This is a genomic window from Bradyrhizobium sp. JHI2711 (assembly GCF_056156565.1).
The window spans coordinates 1,216,508-1,237,099 of sequence record NZ_JBPZPT010000002.1; the positions used below are offsets into that span (position 1 = coordinate 1,216,508).

General features: G+C 65.0%; 19 protein-coding genes and 1 tRNA gene. 10 read left to right on the top strand and 10 right to left on the bottom strand.

What is annotated here, in order from left to right; all coding sequences use genetic code 11:
* Positions 1 to 477: 477 nt before the first annotated feature.
* Positions 478 to 1,218: a hypothetical protein gene (locus ACTEK7_RS18240; protein WP_225146352.1), complete on the top strand. Its 741-nt coding sequence runs from the start codon at positions 478 to 480 to the stop codon at positions 1,216 to 1,218.
* A 62-nt stretch (positions 1,219 to 1,280) separates the two neighbouring features.
* Here ACTEK7_RS18240 and ACTEK7_RS18245 read toward each other — a convergent pair whose 3' ends face one another.
* Both ACTEK7_RS18245 and ACTEK7_RS18250 read right to left on the bottom strand, forming a co-directional pair.
* Positions 1,281 to 2,051 (bottom strand): alpha/beta fold hydrolase, encoded by a 771-nt coding sequence (locus tag ACTEK7_RS18245; RefSeq protein ID WP_225146353.1) that lies wholly within the window; start codon positions 2,049 to 2,051, stop codon positions 1,281 to 1,283.
* A gap of 157 nt (positions 2,052 to 2,208) precedes the next feature.
* Positions 2,209 to 2,673, bottom strand: a complete 465-nt coding sequence (locus tag ACTEK7_RS18250) for an Hsp20 family protein (RefSeq protein WP_035997846.1) — start codon at positions 2,671 to 2,673, stop codon at positions 2,209 to 2,211.
* Between the two features lie 216 nt (positions 2,674 to 2,889).
* Here ACTEK7_RS18250 and ACTEK7_RS18255 point away from each other — a divergent pair, with 216 nt between their 5' ends.
* A complete protein-coding gene (locus ACTEK7_RS18255; RefSeq protein WP_057028207.1) occupies positions 2,890 to 3,837 on the top strand; it encodes an alpha/beta fold hydrolase in 948 nt (315 codons plus the stop codon).
* Between the two features lie 161 nt (positions 3,838 to 3,998).
* Here the strand turns inward: ACTEK7_RS18255 and ACTEK7_RS18260 are convergent, their stop codons facing one another.
* Both ACTEK7_RS18260 and ACTEK7_RS18265 read right to left on the bottom strand, forming a co-directional pair.
* Entirely contained in the window at positions 3,999 to 6,764 is a 2,766-nt protein-coding gene (locus ACTEK7_RS18260) for a di-heme-cytochrome C peroxidase (RefSeq protein ID WP_225146354.1), read from the bottom strand.
* Positions 6,765 to 6,949: 185 nt separating this feature from the next.
* Positions 6,950 to 8,746 carry an adenylate/guanylate cyclase domain-containing protein gene (locus ACTEK7_RS18265; protein WP_225146355.1) on the bottom strand — a complete coding sequence of 599 codons (1,797 nt, stop codon included), beginning with the start codon at positions 8,744 to 8,746 and terminating at the stop codon, positions 6,950 to 6,952.
* 221 nt (positions 8,747 to 8,967) lie between these two features.
* Here ACTEK7_RS18265 and ACTEK7_RS18270 point away from each other — a divergent pair, with 221 nt between their 5' ends.
* Entirely contained in the window at positions 8,968 to 9,600 is a 633-nt protein-coding gene (locus ACTEK7_RS18270; protein WP_225146356.1) for a LysE family translocator, read from the top strand.
* Positions 9,601 to 9,654: 54 nt separating this feature from the next.
* Complete coding sequence (locus ACTEK7_RS18275) at positions 9,655 to 10,065, top strand: GFA family protein (protein WP_225126470.1); 411 nt, start codon at positions 9,655 to 9,657, stop codon at positions 10,063 to 10,065.
* Positions 10,066 to 10,070: 5 nt separating this feature from the next.
* Here ACTEK7_RS18275 and ACTEK7_RS18280 read toward each other — a convergent pair whose 3' ends face one another.
* Entirely contained in the window at positions 10,071 to 10,823 is a 753-nt protein-coding gene (locus ACTEK7_RS18280) for a sulfite exporter TauE/SafE family protein (protein WP_225146357.1), read from the bottom strand.
* Positions 10,824 to 10,913: 90 nt separating this feature from the next.
* Between ACTEK7_RS18280 and ACTEK7_RS18285 the strand changes: the two genes are divergently transcribed.
* The gene (locus tag ACTEK7_RS18285) at positions 10,914 to 11,804 is read left to right on the top strand and encodes a LysR substrate-binding domain-containing protein (RefSeq protein ID WP_225146358.1); all 891 of its coding nucleotides are present in this window, start codon (positions 10,914 to 10,916) and stop codon (positions 11,802 to 11,804) included.
* Positions 11,805 to 12,058: 254 nt separating this feature from the next.
* Here the strand turns inward: ACTEK7_RS18285 and hisN are convergent, their stop codons facing one another.
* Together hisN and ACTEK7_RS18295 are read right to left on the bottom strand one after the other, a co-directional pair.
* On the bottom strand, positions 12,059 to 12,841 hold the full coding sequence (gene hisN, locus ACTEK7_RS18290; protein WP_035997821.1) for a histidinol-phosphatase: 783 nt from the start codon (positions 12,839 to 12,841) through the stop codon (positions 12,059 to 12,061).
* A 522-nt stretch (positions 12,842 to 13,363) separates the two neighbouring features.
* A complete protein-coding gene (locus tag ACTEK7_RS18295) occupies positions 13,364 to 14,254 on the bottom strand; it encodes an N-formylglutamate amidohydrolase (RefSeq protein WP_036021434.1) in 891 nt (296 codons plus the stop codon).
* Positions 14,255 to 14,587: 333 nt separating this feature from the next.
* Between ACTEK7_RS18295 and cpdR the strand changes: the two genes are divergently transcribed.
* The 4 genes from cpdR (at position 14,588) to ACTEK7_RS18315 (ending at position 16,035) form a co-directional block, all read left to right on the top strand.
* Positions 14,588 to 14,947, top strand: coding sequence for a cell cycle two-component system response regulator CpdR (gene cpdR, locus ACTEK7_RS18300; RefSeq protein WP_007597092.1), 360 nt, complete (start codon positions 14,588 to 14,590; stop codon positions 14,945 to 14,947).
* Between the two features lie 74 nt (positions 14,948 to 15,021).
* A tRNA-Val gene (locus ACTEK7_RS18305) sits at positions 15,022 to 15,096 on the top strand.
* Between the two features lie 214 nt (positions 15,097 to 15,310).
* Positions 15,311 to 15,784: an L-2-amino-thiazoline-4-carboxylic acid hydrolase gene (locus ACTEK7_RS18310; protein WP_225146359.1), complete on the top strand. Its 474-nt coding sequence runs from the start codon at positions 15,311 to 15,313 to the stop codon at positions 15,782 to 15,784.
* Between the two features lie 8 nt (positions 15,785 to 15,792).
* A complete protein-coding gene (locus tag ACTEK7_RS18315; protein WP_036021432.1) occupies positions 15,793 to 16,035 on the top strand; it encodes a hypothetical protein in 243 nt (80 codons plus the stop codon).
* A gap of 11 nt (positions 16,036 to 16,046) precedes the next feature.
* On the opposite strand, the gene ACTEK7_RS18320 is transcribed toward ACTEK7_RS18315, so the two are convergent.
* From ACTEK7_RS18320 to ACTEK7_RS18330, 3 genes are all read right to left on the bottom strand, one after another.
* Positions 16,047 to 17,108, bottom strand: a complete 1,062-nt coding sequence (locus ACTEK7_RS18320) for a glyoxalase superfamily protein (RefSeq protein WP_225146360.1) — start codon at positions 17,106 to 17,108, stop codon at positions 16,047 to 16,049.
* Positions 17,109 to 17,111: 3 nt separating this feature from the next.
* On the bottom strand, positions 17,112 to 17,588 hold the full coding sequence (locus ACTEK7_RS18325) for an NUDIX hydrolase (RefSeq protein ID WP_225146361.1): 477 nt from the start codon (positions 17,586 to 17,588) through the stop codon (positions 17,112 to 17,114).
* Between the two features lie 80 nt (positions 17,589 to 17,668).
* The gene (locus tag ACTEK7_RS18330) at positions 17,669 to 18,760 is read right to left on the bottom strand and encodes an enolase C-terminal domain-like protein (protein WP_036021436.1); all 1,092 of its coding nucleotides are present in this window, start codon (positions 18,758 to 18,760) and stop codon (positions 17,669 to 17,671) included.
* Between the two features lie 192 nt (positions 18,761 to 18,952).
* On the opposite strand from ACTEK7_RS18330, the gene ACTEK7_RS18335 reads away from it, so the two are divergent.
* Positions 18,953 to 20,515 (top strand): adenylate/guanylate cyclase domain-containing protein, encoded by a 1,563-nt coding sequence (locus tag ACTEK7_RS18335; protein WP_225146362.1) that lies wholly within the window; start codon positions 18,953 to 18,955, stop codon positions 20,513 to 20,515.
* Positions 20,516 to 20,592: the final 77 nt, after the last annotated feature.

The window sequence follows — 20,592 nt, forward strand, 5'->3', positions numbered from 1 at the left end:
CCATGCGGCAAGCTGCCTCACCGCCATCTTCGGCGCACCTTGGGCGTCCCGCGGCACCCGCTCCTGGGCCACCGCTCGTCCTCTGCGAGCCGCATTTTCTTAAATTCAGGCCTAGGCGTTCTTCGTCCCCGAGAACGGCTTTGCCTGGTACCTTGCCGGCGCTCGAGAGCACCAGTTCTCGCTGCAATCCCTATGCCGGAACCGCAGGCAAAATTGAGACAGTCTTCCTGTCCTAACCATCACCTTGCCAAATTTTTGTCTAGCACACAAGCGCGCGGAAGTCCCGATTCCGCAGAAGTCAATCGATCGCTTTCCAAAAGTTGCGCAGCGCCGGTTTTGAGGCAAACACGCCCTGATCCGGCCCCGGCGGCGCCGAAATCCCAAATGAAGCTTCGGATCAACCCTTCGGAAGGCGCGCCACGCCGCGAGAAGCGAAAGAGGGCGGCCACCGGAGGGCCTGACAGGAGCGTCTGGATCATGAAGTTTTTCACAGGATGTGTGGCCACCGCCGTGCTGGCGCTGGGTGCCAGTGCGGGGCAGGCCCAGGTTCCCGCGAGCGGGATCGCCAGAGGGGCCGTCATCGCGGTCTCGGATTTCGACGGACCCTATGCGCCGCCGGACGCCGCCCCGCCGCCGCGCTACGGTTATGGTTACGAGGAGCGCGGCCCGGCGCTGGCCCTGTTGCCGCCGACCGAGGTTTACGCCGTGCTGCGCGAGAACGGCTTCTCGCCCCTCGGCATTCCGCGCCTGCGGGGCAGCGTCTACACCATCGCGGTGATCGACAGAAACGGCGACGATGGCCGGCTGGTGATCGACGCCCGCGACGGGCGGATCATCCGCTTCATGCCCGCCACTGACGCCTATGGCATGGCGCCCGCCTATGACGAGCGCGCGGTCGCGCCCTACGGGCCGCAAACCGCACTGCCACCGACCGTGGTCCGCAGCGGCCCGCCGCGCCCGCCGGCGTCGATCCCCCATGTGGCCAGCCGCGCCGTGCCGCTGCCGAAGGCCGCCCCGCGGCGCGCCGAGACGCCGGTCGCCGTTGCCAAGCCGGCAGAGCCGACGCCGCAGGCCCAACCCACGCAGCAAGCCGTTGTGGTGCAAGCCAAGCCGGCCGAGGCCGCCCCGCAAGCAATCGCACCAACCGTCGGTCAGGCCCGGCCGACTCCGACCATCCTGCCGACGCAGGACATGCCGGCTGCGCAGGGGCTGGACTAAGCGTCAGCGAACGGAAAGCGCCCGAGAATCTCTCGGGCGCTTTTGCGTGAACTGACCGCGTGTCAGCTCCGCGGGTATCCCGCCGCATCCAGGATCAGATTCGCCACCTCCTTCGAATGCGACACCAGCGAGAGGTGGCCGGCATCGAGCTCGATCGTGGTGGCGTTCATGCGCTTGGCGAGGAAGCGCTCGAAATCGGGGTTGATGGTGTAGTCGTTCTTCGACACCGCGTACCAGCTCGGCTTGGAGCGCCAGGCCGCCTCCGTGGTGCGGCCGGCGAAGATCGAGGCCGCGGTCGGCCATTGCACGGCGTAGAGCTCCTTGGCCTGCGCCGGCTTCACGCCGTTGGCGAAGTACTTCAGGAAGGCCTCTTCCGAGAGCTTGGTGTAGCCGTCGCGCTCGACGATGCCGGCGCGCGCCGGCCCGGCCGGAAACTGCTTCGACAGCGCCACGAAATCCTCGTTCGCATCGGGCGCGCGTGCGGCGACGTAGACGAGGCCGGTGACCTTCGGGTCGGTGCCGACCTGGCTGATCACGGTGCCGCCCCAGGAATGCGCGACCAGCACCGTCGGCCCGTCCTGCTCGGCCAGCGCCCGCTTGGTCGCCTCGACGGAGTCGCTGAGCGAGGACAGCGGATTCTGCACGGCGGTCACATGCAGGCCTGCAGCCTGCAGGATCGGGATCACCTCCGACCAGCTCGAGCCGTCGGCCCAGGCGCCGTGCACCAACACGACGTTCTTCGCTTTGACCGTCTGCGGTGTCTGGGCATGAGCGAGGTTGAGAGGAGCGGCCAAAAGGCTCGCGGCGACGAAAAGGCTGCGCCAGAGTGACATGATCTTCTCCGTGTTTTTGGTTCGATGCCCAAAGGACGGAGAGCGAGGCGACGGTGTTACGCCATCACTGCTCTGTGATGCATTGCAACGAAAAAAACGCCCCGGGGCACCGGGGCGTTTTTCGCAACCTGGACGTCGCTGGGTTTGGTCGCCTGGCTCAGGCGGCCTGCGCGGCGGAGTTCTCGATCACCTGCGCCTTGGCGCCGGCGTTGATCGCGATCTGGCGCGGCTTCTTGGCCTCGGGAATCTCGCGGACGAGGTCGACATGAAGCAGCCCGTTCTCGAGCGAGGCGTCCTTCACCTGCACGAAGTCGGCAAGCTGGAAGGCGCGCTCGAAGGCACGCGCGGCGATGCCGCGGTAGAGCACTTCGGATTTCGAGTTCTCGTTCGCGACTTTCTCGCCCTTGATCGTCAGCGTGTTTTCCTTGGCGACGATGGAGAGCTCATCCTTGGCAAAGCCCGAGACCGCAACGGTGATGCGGTAGGCGTTCTCGCCGGTGCGCTCGATGTTGTAGGGGGGATAACCGGGGCTGCCGTCGGAGCTGGCCTGGTCGAGCAGGTTGAAGAGACGGTCGAAGCCGACGGTGGAACGATAGAACGGAGTGAGATCGTAGCTACGCATGGTCAAGTCCTCCATTGAGCGACTGTTGGTAACCCGCCCGCCAATCGGGCCGGGCTTTAGTCTGTGTGCAGCCTGATGTTCCGGTTCCGAAACACTGGTAGCGGCCTGCACGAAGGTGATATGGGTGGAACGAGACGGCGTTCAAGAGGGCGGGACAGGCGCCTTTTCGGCGCTTTGGCCCCTTGATTTGCAGCACTTCCCGCCCAAGCACGCCCAATGACGCTGGTCTCGATTCCCGCCAATCCGGTCCCCGAAAACGTCGTCAGCGGCACCATCAAGACCCCTGATGGCGTCGAGCTGCGCTTTGCGCGCTGGGCGCCGCCGGCGAACCGCAAGGGTACGGTCTGCGTCTTCACCGGGCGCAGCGAGCAGATCGAGAAATATTTCGAGACCGTGCGCGACCTGCGCGACCGCGGCTTTGCGGTGGCGATGATCGACTGGCGCGGGCAGGGCCATTCGTCGCGCCGCCTGCGCGATCCGCGCAAGGGCTATGTGCGCGACTTCGCCGATTTCGAGATCGACGTCGAGACCTTCGTGCAGCAGGTGGTGCTGCCGGATTGCCCGCCACCCTTCTTCGCGCTCGCCCATTCCATGGGCGGCACGGTGCTGCTGCGGGTGGCGCATGCCGGCAAGCGCTGGTTCGACCGCATGGTGCTGTCTGCGCCGATGATCGACCTGCCCGGGCGCACCACCTCGCTCCCCGTGCGTGCGCTGCTCAAGACGATGCGCCTGCTCGGGCAGGGCGGCCGCTACGTCCCCGGCGGCAGCGACCGCCTCACCGGGCTCGAACCCTTCATCAACAATCCCTTGACCAGCGATCCCGTCCGCTATGCGCGCAACGCCGCGATCCTGGAGGAAGACCCGACGCTTGGCCTGGCCTCGCCGACGGTCGCCTGGGCCGATACCGCCTTCCGCGCGATGCACACCTTCAAGCGCGTGAACTACCCCTCCCAGATCCGCCAGCCGATCCTGATGCTGGCGGCCTCCAACGATACCGTGGTCTCGACCGCGGCGATCGAGGAATTCGCCTATCATTTGCGCGCCGGCTCCCATCTCGTGATCGCCGGTGCCAAGCACGAGATCCTCCAGGAGCAGGACCGCTACCGCACCCAGTTCTGGGCCGCCTTCGACGCCTTCGTGCCGGGCACGCCGCTGTTCAAGTGAGAAGAGATCGGGAGCCTCCACGAGGACGGTGAGAATCGGAGTCGAGGAGCGTCCTCATTCTCCGTCATTGCGAGGAGCTCTTGCGACGAAGCAATCCAGGCTATCTCCGCGGCGACAGCCTGGATTGCTTCGCTGCGCTCGCAATGACGAAGCAAGATTCTTTACAGCGTCTTCAGATACTCGATCAGGTCGTAGCGTTCGGCGTCGTCCTTGAACATGCGGCCGATGACGCCGGGGCGCTTCGACTCACCGTCCTTGCGCTCGAAGGAATGGCCGAGCACGCTGTTGCCCTGGATCGGCTTGCCGTCGGAGCCGGTCGCGGAGAACTCCGTTTCACCGGTCTTGCAGCGCTCGTCGGCGGCGACTGCGAAACCGACGGTGTCGGGGTCGTAGTCGCGGCGGCCCATGCAGAATTTTTGCGGACGCTCGTTCTGCGGCTTCAGCAACCAGTACAGCGAAGGCACCGAGCCGTTGTGCAGGTAAGGCGCAGTGGCCCAGATGCCGTTCAAGGGCCGGGCGCGATAGCGCGGGTCAGGCGCCGGATTGAGACAGTTCTTGCGCGCCATATTCCACATTTGCGCCCGTTCGGCCTCCGGGATCTTCTCGTCGTCCATCCATTTGCGGGCGACGAGATCGACCACCGTCATGAGCCCGAGTGCATAGACCATCTCGTTGGGCGATTTGCTCGCGGTCGGGATCTCGCACTGCCACCACGTCTGCAGGTCAGCCGTGTTGATTTTCAGAAAGCCGGGCACGTCGACGGTCCGCTTGCTGAGAACGAGGGACTGCTCGGGATCGGTCTTGATCTCGTCGAGCGGGATCGTCACCGCATTCAGCACCTTGCTGTCGCCGCTCGGCTCCCAGCGCTTCGACGACCAGAAGGCCGGGGTGTTGATGTCAGGCAGATGGCATCCGGAGCACATCTCCGCGTAGATGGCGCGGCCGCGCTCGACCCGATCGGGCTTCAGCTTCCAGGCATCGCCGAGGATGTGCGAGGGCCATTTCGGTGCGAGCAGGCCGCCGAACTTCGGACCATCAGCCGCCTTGAATGGATCGGGGCCTCTCAGCATGTCCTCGATCCAGCCGAGCGTCCTGATGTTCACCGAGGAGCGCCACAGCCTGTCCTGCGGATAGGCATCGGACAAATTGAGCAGCGCCGTCACGCCGAGGGCTTCGCCGGCGTTGCGGATCAGCGGCTGCTCGATCGAGGCGTCGTACTGGGCGAATTTGAACCAGGGCACCGTCCAGATCGCGGGATAGCTGACCGGCGCGTCCTGGGCGTGCAGGTTCTTCTCGAATCCCTTGACCCCGCTCATTGCGAGGTCCTGCGAAAACACCTGGTTGCCGATGCGGTTGAGGGCATCGAGCCGGCCGAACCCTTCCTCGGTGTCCTGCTGCTGCTTGCCGTCCCAGGTCGTCTTGCCTTCGATCGTCTTCTCGTAAGTCTTGGCCCAGTCGATCAGGAAGCTGCCGATCGTGCTCAGCTTCTGCTTGAGCGCGGCGCGGTCCGCCGTGCTGGCGTCGGGGCCGAGCACGCGATCGGCGAAACGCTGGAAGCGGAACGGGACGTACAGCGTGTAGGCGATCGACAGGCCGGTCGCGAGCTCGAGCTTCTTCAGGTCGGTCATCGCCGGGCCGCCGTCGAAACGGACGTCGATGCCCTGGTAATGGATCTGGCCGGTATGACAGGCGGCGCAGGTCAGTCCGATCATGTCGTCCTCGCGGCGGCTCGTCGCGGGATCGACCACGCCGGTCATGCGCGCGAAGCCGACCGGCAGGCCGTCAACGTTCTCCGCCGGCGTCCAGCGCGTCGACCAGTCCGACGCTTGCGTGGTCTCGTAGACATTGGCGTAGCCGAAGCGGCGCAGCGTCGCCGTGTCGGTCTGGATCGTCTGCGGGCTCGGGATGAAGCCGAAGCGTTCGAGATAGGCGCTGTCCTTGATCAGGCCCGGTTTGGAGAACAGGTGGAGCTGCGGCTGCTCCAGCGCCACGAACCACTCATAGGGCACCGGGAACGTCGCGGTGCCCTGGCTGGCGTGGTGGAACCAATGTCGGTCCTTGAGCGACCAGTTTTGCTCGAGCCAATAGGCAGCCTTGGTTTCGGGCATCGCCGGCAGGGGCGGCGGCAGGAGATTCACCAGCACGCCCTTCTGCGGCAGCATGGCACGAACCTGGTTAGGGAATTCGGCGACCGCGACCAGGGCGACGAGGCCGAGGCCGATGACGAACGCCGTGAGCGCGACCGCCCAGCGAAAGCGGAGCTGGCAGGACGACAGCAGCGGCTGCGATACGATCCGCTGATTGATGCGGTCGGGGAATTGGCGCTGTTCGAACAGCGTGCGCACGTCGGCCACGCTGAGATAGCGCTCTTCGCCCTGCTTGCCCTTGCCGATGATCTTCAAAAGGATGGGCCATTCGAACTTCATCAGCAGCGGGTAGTACCAGCGAGCGGCGCTGCCGGCGCGCTCGAGGTTGTCGCGCATGAAGGTCTTGATTTCCGCTGCGTTGAGGCCGGGCTCGCTGCTGCCGGTGTTCGGGTCGGTGTAGTTCCGGCCGAAGCTCGCGAGCCGCGCGATCTCGTCCTCGTCGATCTTGCCGTCGACGCCGAGGATGCGCGAGCCGGCGCCGCGCTTGTCCAGCGGGCCGCCGCGCAGCGCGTCGAGCTCCGCGCCCGAAAAGATGCTCTTCAGAATGTGCTTGACGCCGTTGGCGATCATCGCGACGCCGCGGACCTGGATGCGGGCCGAGACCTTCTTCAGCCCCGTCTCACCGGTCGCATTGGCGATGGTCTGCGACAGCGTGTTGAGCGGGACGGTGCCGCCCTCGACGAAGCCTTCGCCGACGAGGCCGCGCAGGAACGGGCAGGGATTGTTCGGCGAGACTGGAATCGAGGGATCGAGGGGCGGCTTCGAAGCGGGGTGATGCATGGCCCAAATCCTGAAAGCAGCGAATCTTGAAAAAGCAGGCGCGCTGTTAGAGCGCGGAAAGTCCTAACAAACCGACAGCACGATATACTACTTCAGCGTGTGACGAGTGTGGCCCATTTCACTGTCGTGTCAACAACGAGCAGGCGGTCGCACCGGAACCACGTCGGGCCTGCGGCCCCCTTCGTTCAGGATTCGGCGGCCCGTTTGACGTCGCTCTGGACCAGCGTCAGCTTGCCGAGCGGCACGCCGGCCTTCAGCAGCCCCTCGCGATAATGGGCGATGTCCTCGGGCCGCTTCCAGTGGAAGTTGCGCAAGTGCCTGTCGACATTCAGCGTTGGATAATTTGCCATCAGCACGCGGGCAGCTTCGCTGGCCTCGTCGCTTCGCCCGAGCTGCGCCAACGCCGCGGCGCGGATCGCCAGCGCCTGCATGTGATTCGGGTTGATGTAGAGCTGCTCGCGGGCCCATGACAGCGTCGCGTCATATTGGCGCAGAAGATAATGACTGAACGCGTTCAGCGCCGACCATTGGTAGCGCGGGTCGCTGTTGTCGCGTTGCGCGGCCATCGAGAACAGCTCGATCGCCTCGCGGTGCTCGCCGATCATGAAATGACAGATGCCGAGCACGCCGCGCGCGCCATTGTCGTAGGGGTTGAGCGCGACGGCGCGCTTGGCGGCGTCCATCGCCGCCTCATGATGTCCCTCCATCGCATGGGCCCAGGACAGGATCGAGAACGCAAAGGAGGAGCGCGGGTCGAGCCGGACGCTGGTTTCGGCGAGGTTCATTGCCTCGGTCCACATGTCGCGCGTGCCCTTGACCCAGCCGAACTGAATGCTCTGGATCTGGATCGTGGCGAGATAGGCGTGTGCGATCGACAGTTTGGGATCGAGCCGGATGGCCTCACGGAACAGGTCCACAGCGACGGCCAAGTCCTCCTTGGTCTGCCGGTAATAGTGCGACAGCCCCTTGAGGAAACGGTCCCAGGCGGACACGTCGGTCGAGATCCGCGCCGGTGCCGAGGCCTCGGCACGGACGATCTCGGTGGCGACCGCGGCAGACAGGTTGGTCGTGATCTCGTCCTGCATCGCGAAGAGGTCGCCGATGTCGCGGTCGTAGCGGCCGGTCCAGAGCTGCTCGCCGGTCTCCGGCGCAATCAGCTCGGCCGTGACGCGGATCTTGGCGCCGGCGCGGCGCACGGAGCCCTGGATCAAATAGGTGGCGTCGATCTCGCGTGCGATCAGGCGGGTGCTCGTGTTCTTGCCCTTGAAGGCGAAGGTCGAGTTGCGGCTCAGCACGCGATAGAAGGATTGCAGCGACAGCGCGTGGATCAGGTCCTCGGTGAGGCCATCGGAGAAATATTCATCCTGGGCGTCGCTGAGATTGGCAAAGGGCAGCACGCCGACGATCGCGGTGCGGTACTGCTGCGAGAGGGCGGAGGCTTCCCGGAGCTCGGGGGCAAGCGCCGGCGCGCCCTCGGGCGTCCAGGTAAAGACCCCGACCGCATCCTTGATGTTCTTGAAGCGATGGTTGCCGGCATCGGTGAGCGGCACCGAGAGATGCTTGCTCGCCTCTTTGTAGGCCTTGGCCGAGATCGCGAAGCCGCCGGGGCTCGCCACGGATTCCAGACGGACGGCGATGTTGACATCGTCACCGAAGACCTCGTCCTCGTCGGCGATGACATCGCCCATGTGGATGCCGAGCCGGAACTGCATGGCGCGGTCAGCGGGCAGATGCTGGTTGCGCTCCGCCATCACAGTCTGCATCGCGATCGCCGCCTCGGTGGCGCCGACAATCGAGGCGAACTCGAGCAGGAAGCCGTCGCCGGTGTTCTTCACGACGCGGCCGCCATGATTGAGGATGATGGGGTGGATTGCCGCGCGATGGGCCTTGAAGGCGGCATGGGTGCCGGCCTCGTCGCTGCCCATCATGCGCGAATAGCCGGCGACATCGGCGCAGACGATGGCAGCCAGACGTCTTTCCATATCCGCGAAGCTCCAGGGGATTAGATGACCGGCCACAGCGTGGCGGTTGCCGCGAATCCCACATTTCAAGAACCCCGCCTTTATAGAGCAGATGCGCCGCAGCGGAAGCATGATCCGCATTGCAAATTCGAGGTAAATCCTGCGCAATCCCGGCGGTGGACGGGAACGGGCGAACCGACTAAGCGGAACCAGGACCGCCAGGACGGCAGCGGAGGACCTTCATGCTGGGCATTCACGAGATCGGGCTTTTCATCCTCTCGGGCGTGGTGCTCAACATCACGCCGGGGCCGGATTCGGTCTATGTGATCGGCCGCAGCATGCAGATGGGCTGGCGGGGCGGCGCCGCTGCCGCCCTGGGCATCAGTTGCGGCTGCTTCGTCCATGTCGCGGGCGCGGCGATCGGGCTTTCGGCTCTGCTGATGGCCTCGTCCACGGCCTTTTCGATCCTGAAGCTGGTCGGCGCGGCCTATCTCGTCGTGACCGGTCTTCAGATGCTGTGGTCGCGCCCGACGCTGGCTTCAGACCTGGACGAGCCGGTGCGGAGCTCATTGCAGCGGGTCTTCCTCCAGGGTGTCTTCACCAACGCGTTCAATCCCAAGGTCGCGCTGTTCTTCCTCGCCTTTCTGCCGCAATTCGTCGCAGCCGATGCCCCGCACAAGCCGCTCGCCTTCCTGACGCTCGGCCTGATCTTCATCTTTACGGGGACACTGTGGTGCCTGGTGCTGGCGGCGTTCGCCGCCAGAGCCGCCTACCGGCTGCGCAAGTCCGAGGGCGCGATCGCCTGGGTCAACCGCGCGCTCGGCGGCCTCTTCATCTATCTCGGCATCCGCGTCGCCATGCTGGAGACACGGTAGCTCCTTTTAGTGAATGAGAAGCGGTCCGATCGAGGCTGCGCTCGGGAGGTTTCGATGATCCGTGGAAGCTGTCTGTGTGGCGCCGTGCGGTTCGAGATCGAGAAGGTGCGCGCGCTGACGCACTGCCATTGCGTCAATTGCCGCAAGCTGAGCGGCGCGGCCTTCGCCACCTACGCGCATGTCGATGCCGACAGATTTCGCTTCGTGGCGGGCGAGGACATGACGGCATCTTACGAATCCTCGCCGGGCAGTATCCGCTATCGTTGCAGGACCTGCGGCTGCCCGACGCCGGGCAAGGCGAGCTATCTCCCGACCGTCAGCATTCCCGCTGGCCTGCTCGATGACGACCCGGAAGTCCGGCCTCGCCTCCACGTTTTCACCTCGTCGCGCGCGTCGTGGTGGACAATCCAGGACGACCTGCCCCAGCACGAAAAATGGGTGCCGGGCTACGGGCCGAAATCGTAAGGCGCTTAAGCGAATTCTTTCGCCAGCGCGCTGCCGGCGAGGTAAAGGCCGAGCAGGATCATCGCGATCAGGAACCAGCGGCGAAACGCCTCCGCCGGCATCCGCGCCCGCACCGATTGGCCGATGAACATGCCGGCAAAGGCCATGGCGAGGCCCAAGGCGCCCGGCACGACATTGGCGGGCGTGAGCAGTCCGACCGCAGTCAAATTGAAGGCGAGCGCCAGCGTCGCGGTGGTGAAAAACACCCCAAGCGCCTGCACCAATTCGTCCTTCTCCATGCCGATCGCCTGCATGAACGGCATCGACGGGATCACCTGCACGCCTGTTGAGGCCGAGATCACGCCGGTGATGACGCCGACCACGCCGCCGACCCATTTCTCGTTCTCGGGCGCGACGTGGAACTCGAACTTGTTCAGGCCGATCACAGCGTAGACGACGAGCAGGGCGCCCAGCACGATCGTGCCGTAGCGCGCATGCGGCCCGGTCAGCGCGCCGGCATTGAGCCAGCAGCCGACCACGGTGCCGATCATCAGCGGCCACAGCCGCCGCAGGATATCGCGCAGATAAGGACCAACGAAGGTCTGCCAGATGTTGGTGAAGATGGCGGGAACGATGACGATGGCGATGGCGCGGCTCGGCGCCATGCTCACGGCGAGCAGGCCCATCGACACCGTCGGCAGGCCGAGCCCGACCACGCCCTTGACGAATCCGGCGAGGAGGAACACGGCGGCGATGAGGATGAGCAGCGGGTCGATCATGTCTGCACATTGACCGAAGCCGCGCCGGCGCACAATCTGGAGGTTACGGAGAGAGCCTTCGGCCTCAACGAAGGCTCAAGGAGACATCGCATGCGCTTCGACCTGGTCGATCTCCAGCTCTTCATCGCGGTCGCCGACCAGCGCAGCATCACCCGCGGCGCGGAGCGCTCGCACCTCGCCCTGGCCTCGGCCAGCGCGCGCATCAAGGGGCTCGAGGATGCGCTCGGCGTCGCGCTGCTCAAGCGCGGCCGCCGCGGCGTCGAGTTGACCGCGGCCGGCGAGAGCCTGCTCGATCATGCCAGGCTCGTGATCCATCAGATCGACGCCATGCGCGGCGATCTAGCCGGCTTTGCCAGCGGCGTGCGCGCCAGCGTGCATTTCCTCGCCAACACGTCGGGCCTGTCGGAGCATCTGCCGAAGGCGCTCGCCGGCTTCCTGCGCCAGCATCGCGACGTCGCCGTCGACATCGAGGAGCGCGAGAGCACCGATATCGCGGCGGCGATCACCGCAGGCGCGGCCGATCTCGGCTTCGCCGCCGAGCACGCGCTGCCCGACCATATCGAACGCTTTCCCTTCAGCGAGGATCGCCTGACGCTGGTGACGTCGAAACGCGGCCCGTTCGCCGGCCGCCGCCAGATCGACTTTCAGGAGGCAGGGGCTTGCGACTTCGTCGGGCTGACCAGCGCCACCGCGCTCCAGATGCACATCTCGAAGCACGCCGCGCGGCTCGGCATGCGGCCGCATTTCCGCGCGCGCCTGCGCGACTTCGACGCGATCTGCCAGATGGTCGCCGCCGATGTCGGCGTGGCGCTGGTGCCCGAAGCCGCTGCCCGCCGCTGTGCCAAGACCATGCCGCTCGCCATGGTCCGCCTGCGCGATGCCTTCGCCAACCGCCGTCTCGTGATCTGCGCGCGCAGCTTCAAGGCGCTACCAAAGCCGGCCAAGCTGCTGGTGGAGCATTTGCGAGCAGAGGCGGTGTGAGGAGACTCTTACCCTTCCCTGGAGGGTCAGGGCAATCGTAATTGAATTTTGCAGAGGTCGTCATGCCCGGGCTTGTCCCGGGCATCCACGTTCTTTGTGCCGCGTGGAAAGGCGTGGATGGCCGGGACAAGCCCGGCCATGACGCTGCCATAGCGACATCTCATATGCGATAGCCCTGCCCTCCAGGGGAGGGTAAGACACCTACTTCGCCATCTCCGCTCCCGCGTCGGTGATGCAAGCCCTCCGCCCGCGCGCTACTGGTTCAAAAGCTTCAACGCTGCCTCGTGCACCCGTGCGTCGCCGGCGGCGATGATGCGGCCGCCGCCCTGGGCCGGCTTGCCTTCCCAGGTGGTGACGACGCCGCCGGCGCCGGTCACGATCGGGATCAGTGCCGCGATGTCATAGGGCTTCAGCTCGGTCTCGACCACGAGGTCGACGTGGCCCGCGGCAAGCATGCAATAGGAGTAGCAGTCGCCGCCATAGCGCGACAGCCGCGCGCTCTTCTCGATGTGGCCGAAGATGGCGCGGTCGCGCTCGTTCATCAGCAGCGGGCTGGTGGTGTAGGTCGTGGCCTCCGACAGCGAGGCGCAGCGGCGGACCTGGAGCCGGCGCTCGCCCGACGGCCCTTTATAATTGGCCGAACCGTTGTCGCCGGAAAAGCGCTCGCCGATGAAGGGCTGGTGCATCATGCCGAACACCGGCGTGCCCTTGTGCAACAGCGCGATCAGCGTGCCCCAGATCGGAAAGCCGCCGATGAAGGATTTGGTGCCGTCGATGGGGTCGAGCACCCAGACATAGTCGGCGTCCTCGCGCTCGTTGCCGAATTCCTCGCCGACGATGCCGTGCTGGGGGAAGTTGGCCTTGATCAGCCGCCGCATCACCGCCTCCGCGGCGCGGTCGGCCTCCGTCACCGGGTCGAAATCCTTGGTCTTGCTCTTGTCGTCGATCGACAGCGAGGTGCGGAAGAACGGCAGGATGGTTTCGCCGGAGGCGGTGGCGAGCCGACCGATGAAGGCGGAGAAGTCGATCACCGTCACAGGCGAAATCCTCGAAGCGAAGTTGGAGAGCTTGCCTCCTGCCTAGCTCAATTCGCCTGCCGCGTGCAGCGCTGTCTTGATGTTGCTCCCTGGTATTTTGGATGCCGCGGCGGGCTGCCCCATTCCAGTCATCTGCTGGCCAAATATCGATCATGGAGTTGAAATCTTAGTTCCGACCTTGCCTTGTTCGTATGCAAATGACTATCAACCCATTGAATTCCCTTATCAAAGAAACTGAATCTGGGTTTCCATAGAAGCAACTGAGCCATGTGCGATTTGCATGGGAAACCGCGCAAAAGCCCTTGCACTTTGTGCGGCGCGGTCGCATATTGTTGCGGTGCGGTAGCGCCTCGCGTTACCGCTGCCCTCCTTGGGCGTTTCCTCCCTAGACTTGGGCCGCTTGCGTCATTCGCGAGCGGCCCTTTTTTCTTAGCCCCGCCGTTTTCATTTGGGGCGCGCAAGCTTGCGAAGCGAAAACGCAGTCGCGCGCAAGGCCTCGTCGTTTCGGAGAGAAGCTGCGTCCTATTCCGCCGCGGCTTGGAACGGGCCGAGATCGGCGAACGGAATCGTGGTCGCCAGCACGTCGGCGAGAACGCCGAAGTCGGAGGCCACTTGCGCAAAGCGAGCGCTGCGCTCGCGCCGCCGCTCGTCCATGTAGATCGCGCGGTTGAGCTCGAGCTGCACGGCGTGCAGGCCGCTCGCGGGATTGCCGTAATGCTCGGTGATGAAGCCGCCGGCATAGGGCTTGTTGCGGCCGATCGAATAGCCGAGCCCGCTCATGGTCTCCTCGACGCGATCGGGCAAGAGCGGCGTGCAGCTGGTGCCGTAGCGATCGCCGATCACGACGTCGGGCCGGCGCGGCTCGTCCCTGCTGACGCCGACCGACGGCATCGAGTGGCAGTCGACCAGCACCACCGTGCCGAACATCTGGTGCACCTTGTTGATCAGCCGGCGCAGCGCGCGATGGTAGGGCTTGTACAACGTCTCGATCCGCCCCAGCGCATCGTCGACCAGGAGGCGGTCGCGGTAGATCTCCTGGCCGTCGCCGACCACGCGGGGAATGGTGCCGAGGCCGCCGGCGACCCGCATCGAGCGGGTGTTGGCGAAGCTCGGCAGCCGGCCGGTGAACATGCGCGGGTCGAGCTCATAGGGCTCGCGGTTGACGTCGACATAGGAGCGGGGAAAGTTGACCCGCACCGTCGGAAAGCCGCGCGCGCTCAGATGGCCGATCAGCTCATCCATGAACGAATCTTCCGACCGTCGCAGCGTGGGCAGGTCGATCCGCGACGCCGCCAGGAATTCTTCAGGATAGGTCGAGCCGGAATGCGGCGAGTTGAAGATGACGGGCGCGCGCCATTCGGCAGGCTCGAAGATCTCGAAGGCTGGCGACATGTCGCCGTCAAAGCGGGTCATCTTCTCAGGCTTCGTCCCTTCGTGCCGCACGATCCGGACAAGCTCCGGGTCCAATGATTCGGCCGATCTCGCGGCTCTTATGTGTCGTCATTGTCCGGAATCGCAACCATTCTGCCAAGCGAAAAGATGTCATGGCCCCTTGGAACACGTCTTAACCGTGCAGGCATCGGGATGGGGACGCGCCGGTCCGGCTCGATTGATCTGGACCTCGTTCCGGTCCACAAAGAGCCGGCAGCGGGGCCGGCGCAGGGTTAAGATTTTCACCCCAAATTTACCCTCTGTCGGGCTTAGTGACCTCTGCTGATATCCTCTGGGGATTCGACGTTTCCTGCCATGCCAAAGATCCTGCTCGCCGAAGACGACAACGACATGCGCCGTTTCCTGGTCAAGGCGCTGGAAAACGCCGGTTTTCAGGTCTCGTCCCACGACAACGGCATGGCCGCCTATCAGCGGCTGCGGGAAGAGCCGTTCGAGATGCTGTTGACCGACATCGTCATGCCGGAAATGGACGGCATCGAGCTCGCCCGCCGAGCCTCGGAACTCGACCCCGACATCAAGATCATGTTCATCACTGGCTTTGCCGCGGTCGCCCTGAACTCGGATTCGGACGCCCCCAAGAACGCCAAGGTCCTGTCCAAGCCGGTGCATCTGCGCGAATTGGTCAGCGAAGTGAACAAGATGCTGGCGGCCTGAATCGGCCCCCTTCCGTCCTTGCGCCGGCTCCCCTGAGCCGTTATAGGGACCCCACCCGACACAAGTGGACTTTAGGGCACGTAGCTCAGCGGGAGAGCACTACCTTGACATGGTAGGGGTCACAGGTTCGATCCCTGTCGTGCCCACCACGCTTCGCCTTCGGCTTCGCGTGGCACAGCCTGGAAGATTGCGGCGAAGCGTGTCCGGCGTAGCTCGAAGAGCGAAGACGGACTGGTGCGGCTTGCTCGAAAGCTTCTAGCCCGTTGCAGCGACGCGCAATCCGGCCGCAGTTTCCCGGCCGCTGTCCCGGATGACCCTGCACTCCATCCGGGCTACAATGACATCTCCGACACGAGGCCGCCCATGACCGTGTCCGTCATCGAGCAAGCGAAGATCCAGGCGCAGGTGCTGGTGCCGCTGATCAAGACGTTGCAGGCCGAGCTCGGCGAGGCGCGCGCCAATGCGCTGGTGCGCAAGGCGCTCGGCGATCTCTATCGCGGCTTCGGCGAGGCGTTCTGGAAGGCCAAGAACGAGAGCAATCTCGGCAAGGCCGTGTCGTCGGCCTTCAAAACTTATGCCCGCGACGATGCGCTCGCTTATGACATGATCGAACAGACGGCGGACGCCTTCGCGTTCGACGTGACGCGCTGCGCCTATGCCGAGTTCTACAAGGCCCTGGGCGAGCCCGAACTCGGCTTCCTGCTGATCTGCACCGCGGACTTTGCGACCGCGGAGGGGTTCGGTCCCGACGTCAGGCTCACGCGCACGCAGACCATCATGCAGGGCGCCTCTCATTGCGATTTCCGCTACCGCCGGGATGGAGGCGGATCACAGTGAGAGGAGCGATGCGGACGATCTGTCTCGCCATGGCGATGCTGGCGCTGATGGCGCCGCGCGCCGACGCCGCGATCGTCGACTGGCAAGCCGAGCTCCAGCGCTGCCGCAGCTTGCGCCAGAACGTGGCGCCGCTGCTTCAGGCCGGCGAGGGGATCTCCGCCGTCGGCCGCTCCAGCAGGTCCGTCCGCCGCTGCATCTGGATCCAGCGGATGGCGGTGCGGAAGAGAATTCCCGGCGCGGAGGTGTGGTAGCCTGACCGAGCTCATGGCCCCGGCGTGACGAAGGCGGAGATGATCGTGCCGTCGTTGCCGAGCGCGATGTGCCAGTGCGAGGCTGCGCCACCCTGATGCCAGACGGAATAGACGTCCTGTCCTTGTGCGTTCACACCGAGGAATTCGATCGAGGTGATCGGACCCATTTCGGCAAGGCCCGGCTGCAGGCGCGGCAATTGCTTGCGTGTCGCCTCGGCCAAGTCGGCGCTCATCTCGCCGTAATTGGGCTGGCCCGATGCGACGCTCTCGATCAGACGGCGAAGCGCGGCCGCGGTCCCGGGATTGGCGGACCGGCTGCTCATACGAGACTCGATCGCGCGTTGGAGCTCTTGCGCCGTGCTCGTGTCGATGCGTGGCATGGTGTGATCGTTGCCGTGCTGGCGCAGGATCACGGCGGTAGGCACCCCATCCGGCCCGAGGGTAAACCGTAGCTCGACATCGATCTCCCGCGCGGCGAATTCCGTTTCGCCCACCGCGTAATATTGCGCCGAGCTTTGACCGCTCAGCCGTCCGGACAGATGATCCTGTTCACGCGTCACGGTGAAGACGGCGCTATGGAATTGGTATGTTCCGGCATAACGATCCAGCACCGCCTGCGGCAACTGAGTTTCTTTGGCTCTCGAGCGGAGCTGATCCGCAGCATCGGTCTTGGTGCTTTCCTCGTTGCTGCGGCCCGAGCCGGCCTGCTCCGCAGAACGGATTCGGGCCGCCAGGACATTCCAATCGGCCAGCCCGAACAACCTCGCGATGAGCTCGAGGCTCTCGCTGACGGTGAGGGAGACCGATCGGGCGTTGAGGGATTCTCGGAGCGTCTGCGCCATGGCTTTGGCGTCGCGGAAATCGCGCATACTCTGTTCCTTTGCAACATGAACGGAGAATGTCAGGGCTTGCGTTACTGACCCGTTCGCGTGAGCAAAGGAAGCGGGCGGCGGTCCGATACACTTCACCATACCCCGAAGGGCGCAAGCGGCCGGCGGTATCAACCTTTCGAAATTTTGCTTGAGAGCGCCATGCTTGTCAACCGACGTCGTCGGCGTCTCGACAAGGATCACGCATCACTCTTCCGTTGATGCACGACGCGCAGGCTGCAGCAGCAAGTCCTTCAGTCCGGTCGGATAGAGCTTCGGCCCGCCGTCCAGGTCGAGATCGGCAAGGTCGAACCACCGCGCGACGATCTGCTCTCCATTGTCCTCGCGGAAGTCGATGCGCTCCCGGCCGGCGAATGCGCCATCCGGAAACGCGACCTCCGCGATGTACATCACCTCGTGCCCGGTCGATCCCTCGTGCACAAAGATGTTCTCCAGCATCAAGGGCTCACCCACGATGCCGACGTCGATGCCGAGCTCTTCGTTGAATTCCCGCACCAAGGCCGCGCGCCAGCTCTCGCCGAACTCGATCGCGCCGCCGAGCGGGCGCCCCCCCTTGATCCGCCCCGCGTCGTCGCGCACCTCGGCCGCCAGCAGCCGCCCGCCGCGCCAATGCAGGCCGATCGCGACGACGCGGATACCGGGATGTGGGCGCCAAGTGGTCATGGCGGATCGTTAATCCGTGTCGCATGCTTTCGCAACGAGGGACGAGATCGTGTGCTTGCGATGGCGAGATGAGAGACCCGTCACTCCACCAGATACTTTTTCACCGCCGCTTCGTCCCACGCGATCCCGTTGCCCGGCTCCTCGCTCGGCAGCGCAAAGCCGTCCTTGATCTGCAGCCGCGTTGCCAGCACCGCGTCGGCCCAGTCGACATATTCCAGCCAATGCGCGGTCGGCGTCACGCAGAGCAGATGCGCGCTGACTTCAGAGAACAGGTGCGACGACATCTCGATGCCGGCAGCATGGGCAAGCGAAGCGGCGCGGAGCCAGCCGGTGACGCCGCCGATGCGCTGGACATCAGGCATCACGTAGTCGCAGGCCTCTGCCGAGAGCGCGGCTTGCATGGAAAACGCGCTGTCAAAATTCTCGCCGATCTGGACCGGCGTCTGCAGCGCGTCGGCAATGCGGGCGCAGCCGGCATGATCGTCGTGGCGGATCGGCTCCTCGATCCAGCTGAGGCCCTCGTCGTCGAGCATCTCACCGCGGCGGATCGCTTCGGTGACCGTCAGCGCCTGGTTGTAGTCGCACATCAGCGTGACCTCGTCGCCGACGGCCTTGCGCACCGCGCGCACGACGGCGAGATCCTCCCGCGCATCGCGTCGGCCGACGCGGATCTTTGCGGCGTGAAACCCCTCGGCCAGCAGCTTGTGGGCTTCCTCCACCGCGGCGCCTGCCGGCATGATGCCGAGCCCCTTCGAGTTGTAGGCGCGCACCGGCTTCGGCGTGCCGCCGAGCAGGCGGGCGAGCGGCAGGCCGCGCGAGCGCGCCAGCGCGTCCCATGCCGCCATGTCGATGCCGGATTGCGCCAGCCGCTGCAGGCCGGCGAGGCCCAGCAGCGTGAAGCGCTGGCTCAGCTTGCGCTCGATCTCGAACGGCAGCAGCTCGTCGCCGGCGACGAGGTCCGACATTTCCGTGACCATCGCCGCCAGCGGCTTCAAGGCCGAGGGCGTGAGCGAGAACAGATAGGAATGACCCACCGCGCCGTGGTCGGTCTCGCAGTCGATCAGCACCAGCGGTGCCTTGGCGACCGCCCCGGTCGCGGTCTGGAGCGGCAGGTTCATCGGCACGATCACGGGACGTGCCTGGAAGCGCTTGATGCGGACGGTCTCGGTCATGGCTCTCTCCCGGCGGAGCGGATGCAGGTCGGCGCCGATCTTAAGCATCCGTGATCAAACGAAAAGGCGCTTGCTGCGACCACCATAAAATGGGGTTGCGCCGGCCGGCAATTCTTGGCTCTGTGCCGCCGCATGCATTGTCTCGGATTCCGGAAGGATTTGCGACAAAATCGCACAGAACGGAGCCACAGGGTGAAACAAGAGATCTCCGAACAACAGCGCAAGAGTGGCATTCTCACGGGTGCCGCGATCGTCTTCCTCCTGCTCGCCCTGCCGGTCGCGGTGTGGCTGGACCTGACCGAGCTCAGCAAGACGGCGCTGCGCCGGCAGGCGATCGATCTCAACTCGGTGATCACGAGCGTGCGCAGCTACTACGCCTCCAACGTGGTCGGCCGCGTGCTGGCCAATCCGAACGGCAGCACCAAGGTCGTTCACAACTACGAATCCGTGCCCGGCGCGATCCCGATCCCCGCGACGCTGTCGCTGGAGCTCGGCCGGGTGATCGGAGCCCAGCAGGAGAACATCACTTATCGCTTCGTCTCGGACTTCCCGTTCCAGAACCGCGCTCCGCACCAGCTCGACAAGTTCGAGAAGGACGCGCTCGATGCGCTGCGCCGGGATCCCGAGCAGAAGATCGTGGAGACCGAGACCTCGCTGTTCAACGACAAGGTCCGCCTGGTTGCGCCCGTCACGATGGGTCCGGCCTGCGTCAGCTGCCACAACAGCCACCCCGAGAGCCCGAAGAAGGACTGGAAGGTGGGGGATGTCCGCGGCATCCAGGAGGTGATCATCGCCCAGCCGATCGCCGCCAACATCTTCTCGTTCAAGTTCCTGCTGGCCTATTTCGTGATCGCCGCCGGGAGCGGACTGGCGTTCCTGTCATTGCAGCGCCGTCAGGCGCGCCGCATCAAGAACATGAACAAGGAGCTCGAATCCGCCAACGACTTCCTGGCCTCGCTGTCGATGAAGATCTCGCGCTACATCCCGCCGCAGGTCTACAAGAGCATCTTCTCGGGCCAGAAGGACGTCACCATCCATACCGAGCGCAAGAAGCTCACCATCTTCTTTTCCGACATCCAGAATTTCACCGCCACCGCCGAGCGGCTGCAGCCGGAGCAGCTGACCCAGCTCCTCAACGAATATTTCACGGAGATGTCGGCGATCGCCCACGAATATGGCGGCACCATCGACAAGTTCATCGGCGATGCCATGCTGATCTTCTTCGGCGACCCCGAGACCAGGGGCGACCGTGCCGATGCACAGGCCTGCCTGCAGATGGCCTGGCGCATGCAGCAACGCCTTGCCGAGCTGAACGCGAAATGGCGGGCGTCCGGCATCGAGCAGCCGTTCCGCTCGCGCATGGGCATCAACTCGGGCTATTGCAATGTCGGAAATTTCGGGAGCGCCGACCGTATGGACTACACCATCATCGGTGCGGAGGCGAACCTCGCCGCGCGCCTGCAATCGATCGCTGAGCCCGGCGGCATCGTGCTGAGTTACGAGACCTTCGCCCTCGTCAGCGACATCGTCCGCGCCCACGCGCTGCCGGCGATCACGATGAAGGGCATCAGCCGCGAGGTGATCCCCTATTCGGTGGATGCACTGAGCGACAAAGCTGCGGAGAACAGCGGCATCATCACCGAACGCGCGCCGGGCCTCGAGCTCTATCTCGACCCCGCCGTGGTGAAATCAGGCGATGCCGCGCGCGTCCGCTCGCTGCTGGAGAACGCACTGGCCTCGCTGAAGCCGGCGTGAGGGTTTCTTACCCTCCCCTGGAGGGGTCCGGGACGAGCGTAGCTCGCCCGTAGGTCGATCGCGCGCAGCGCGAGCGG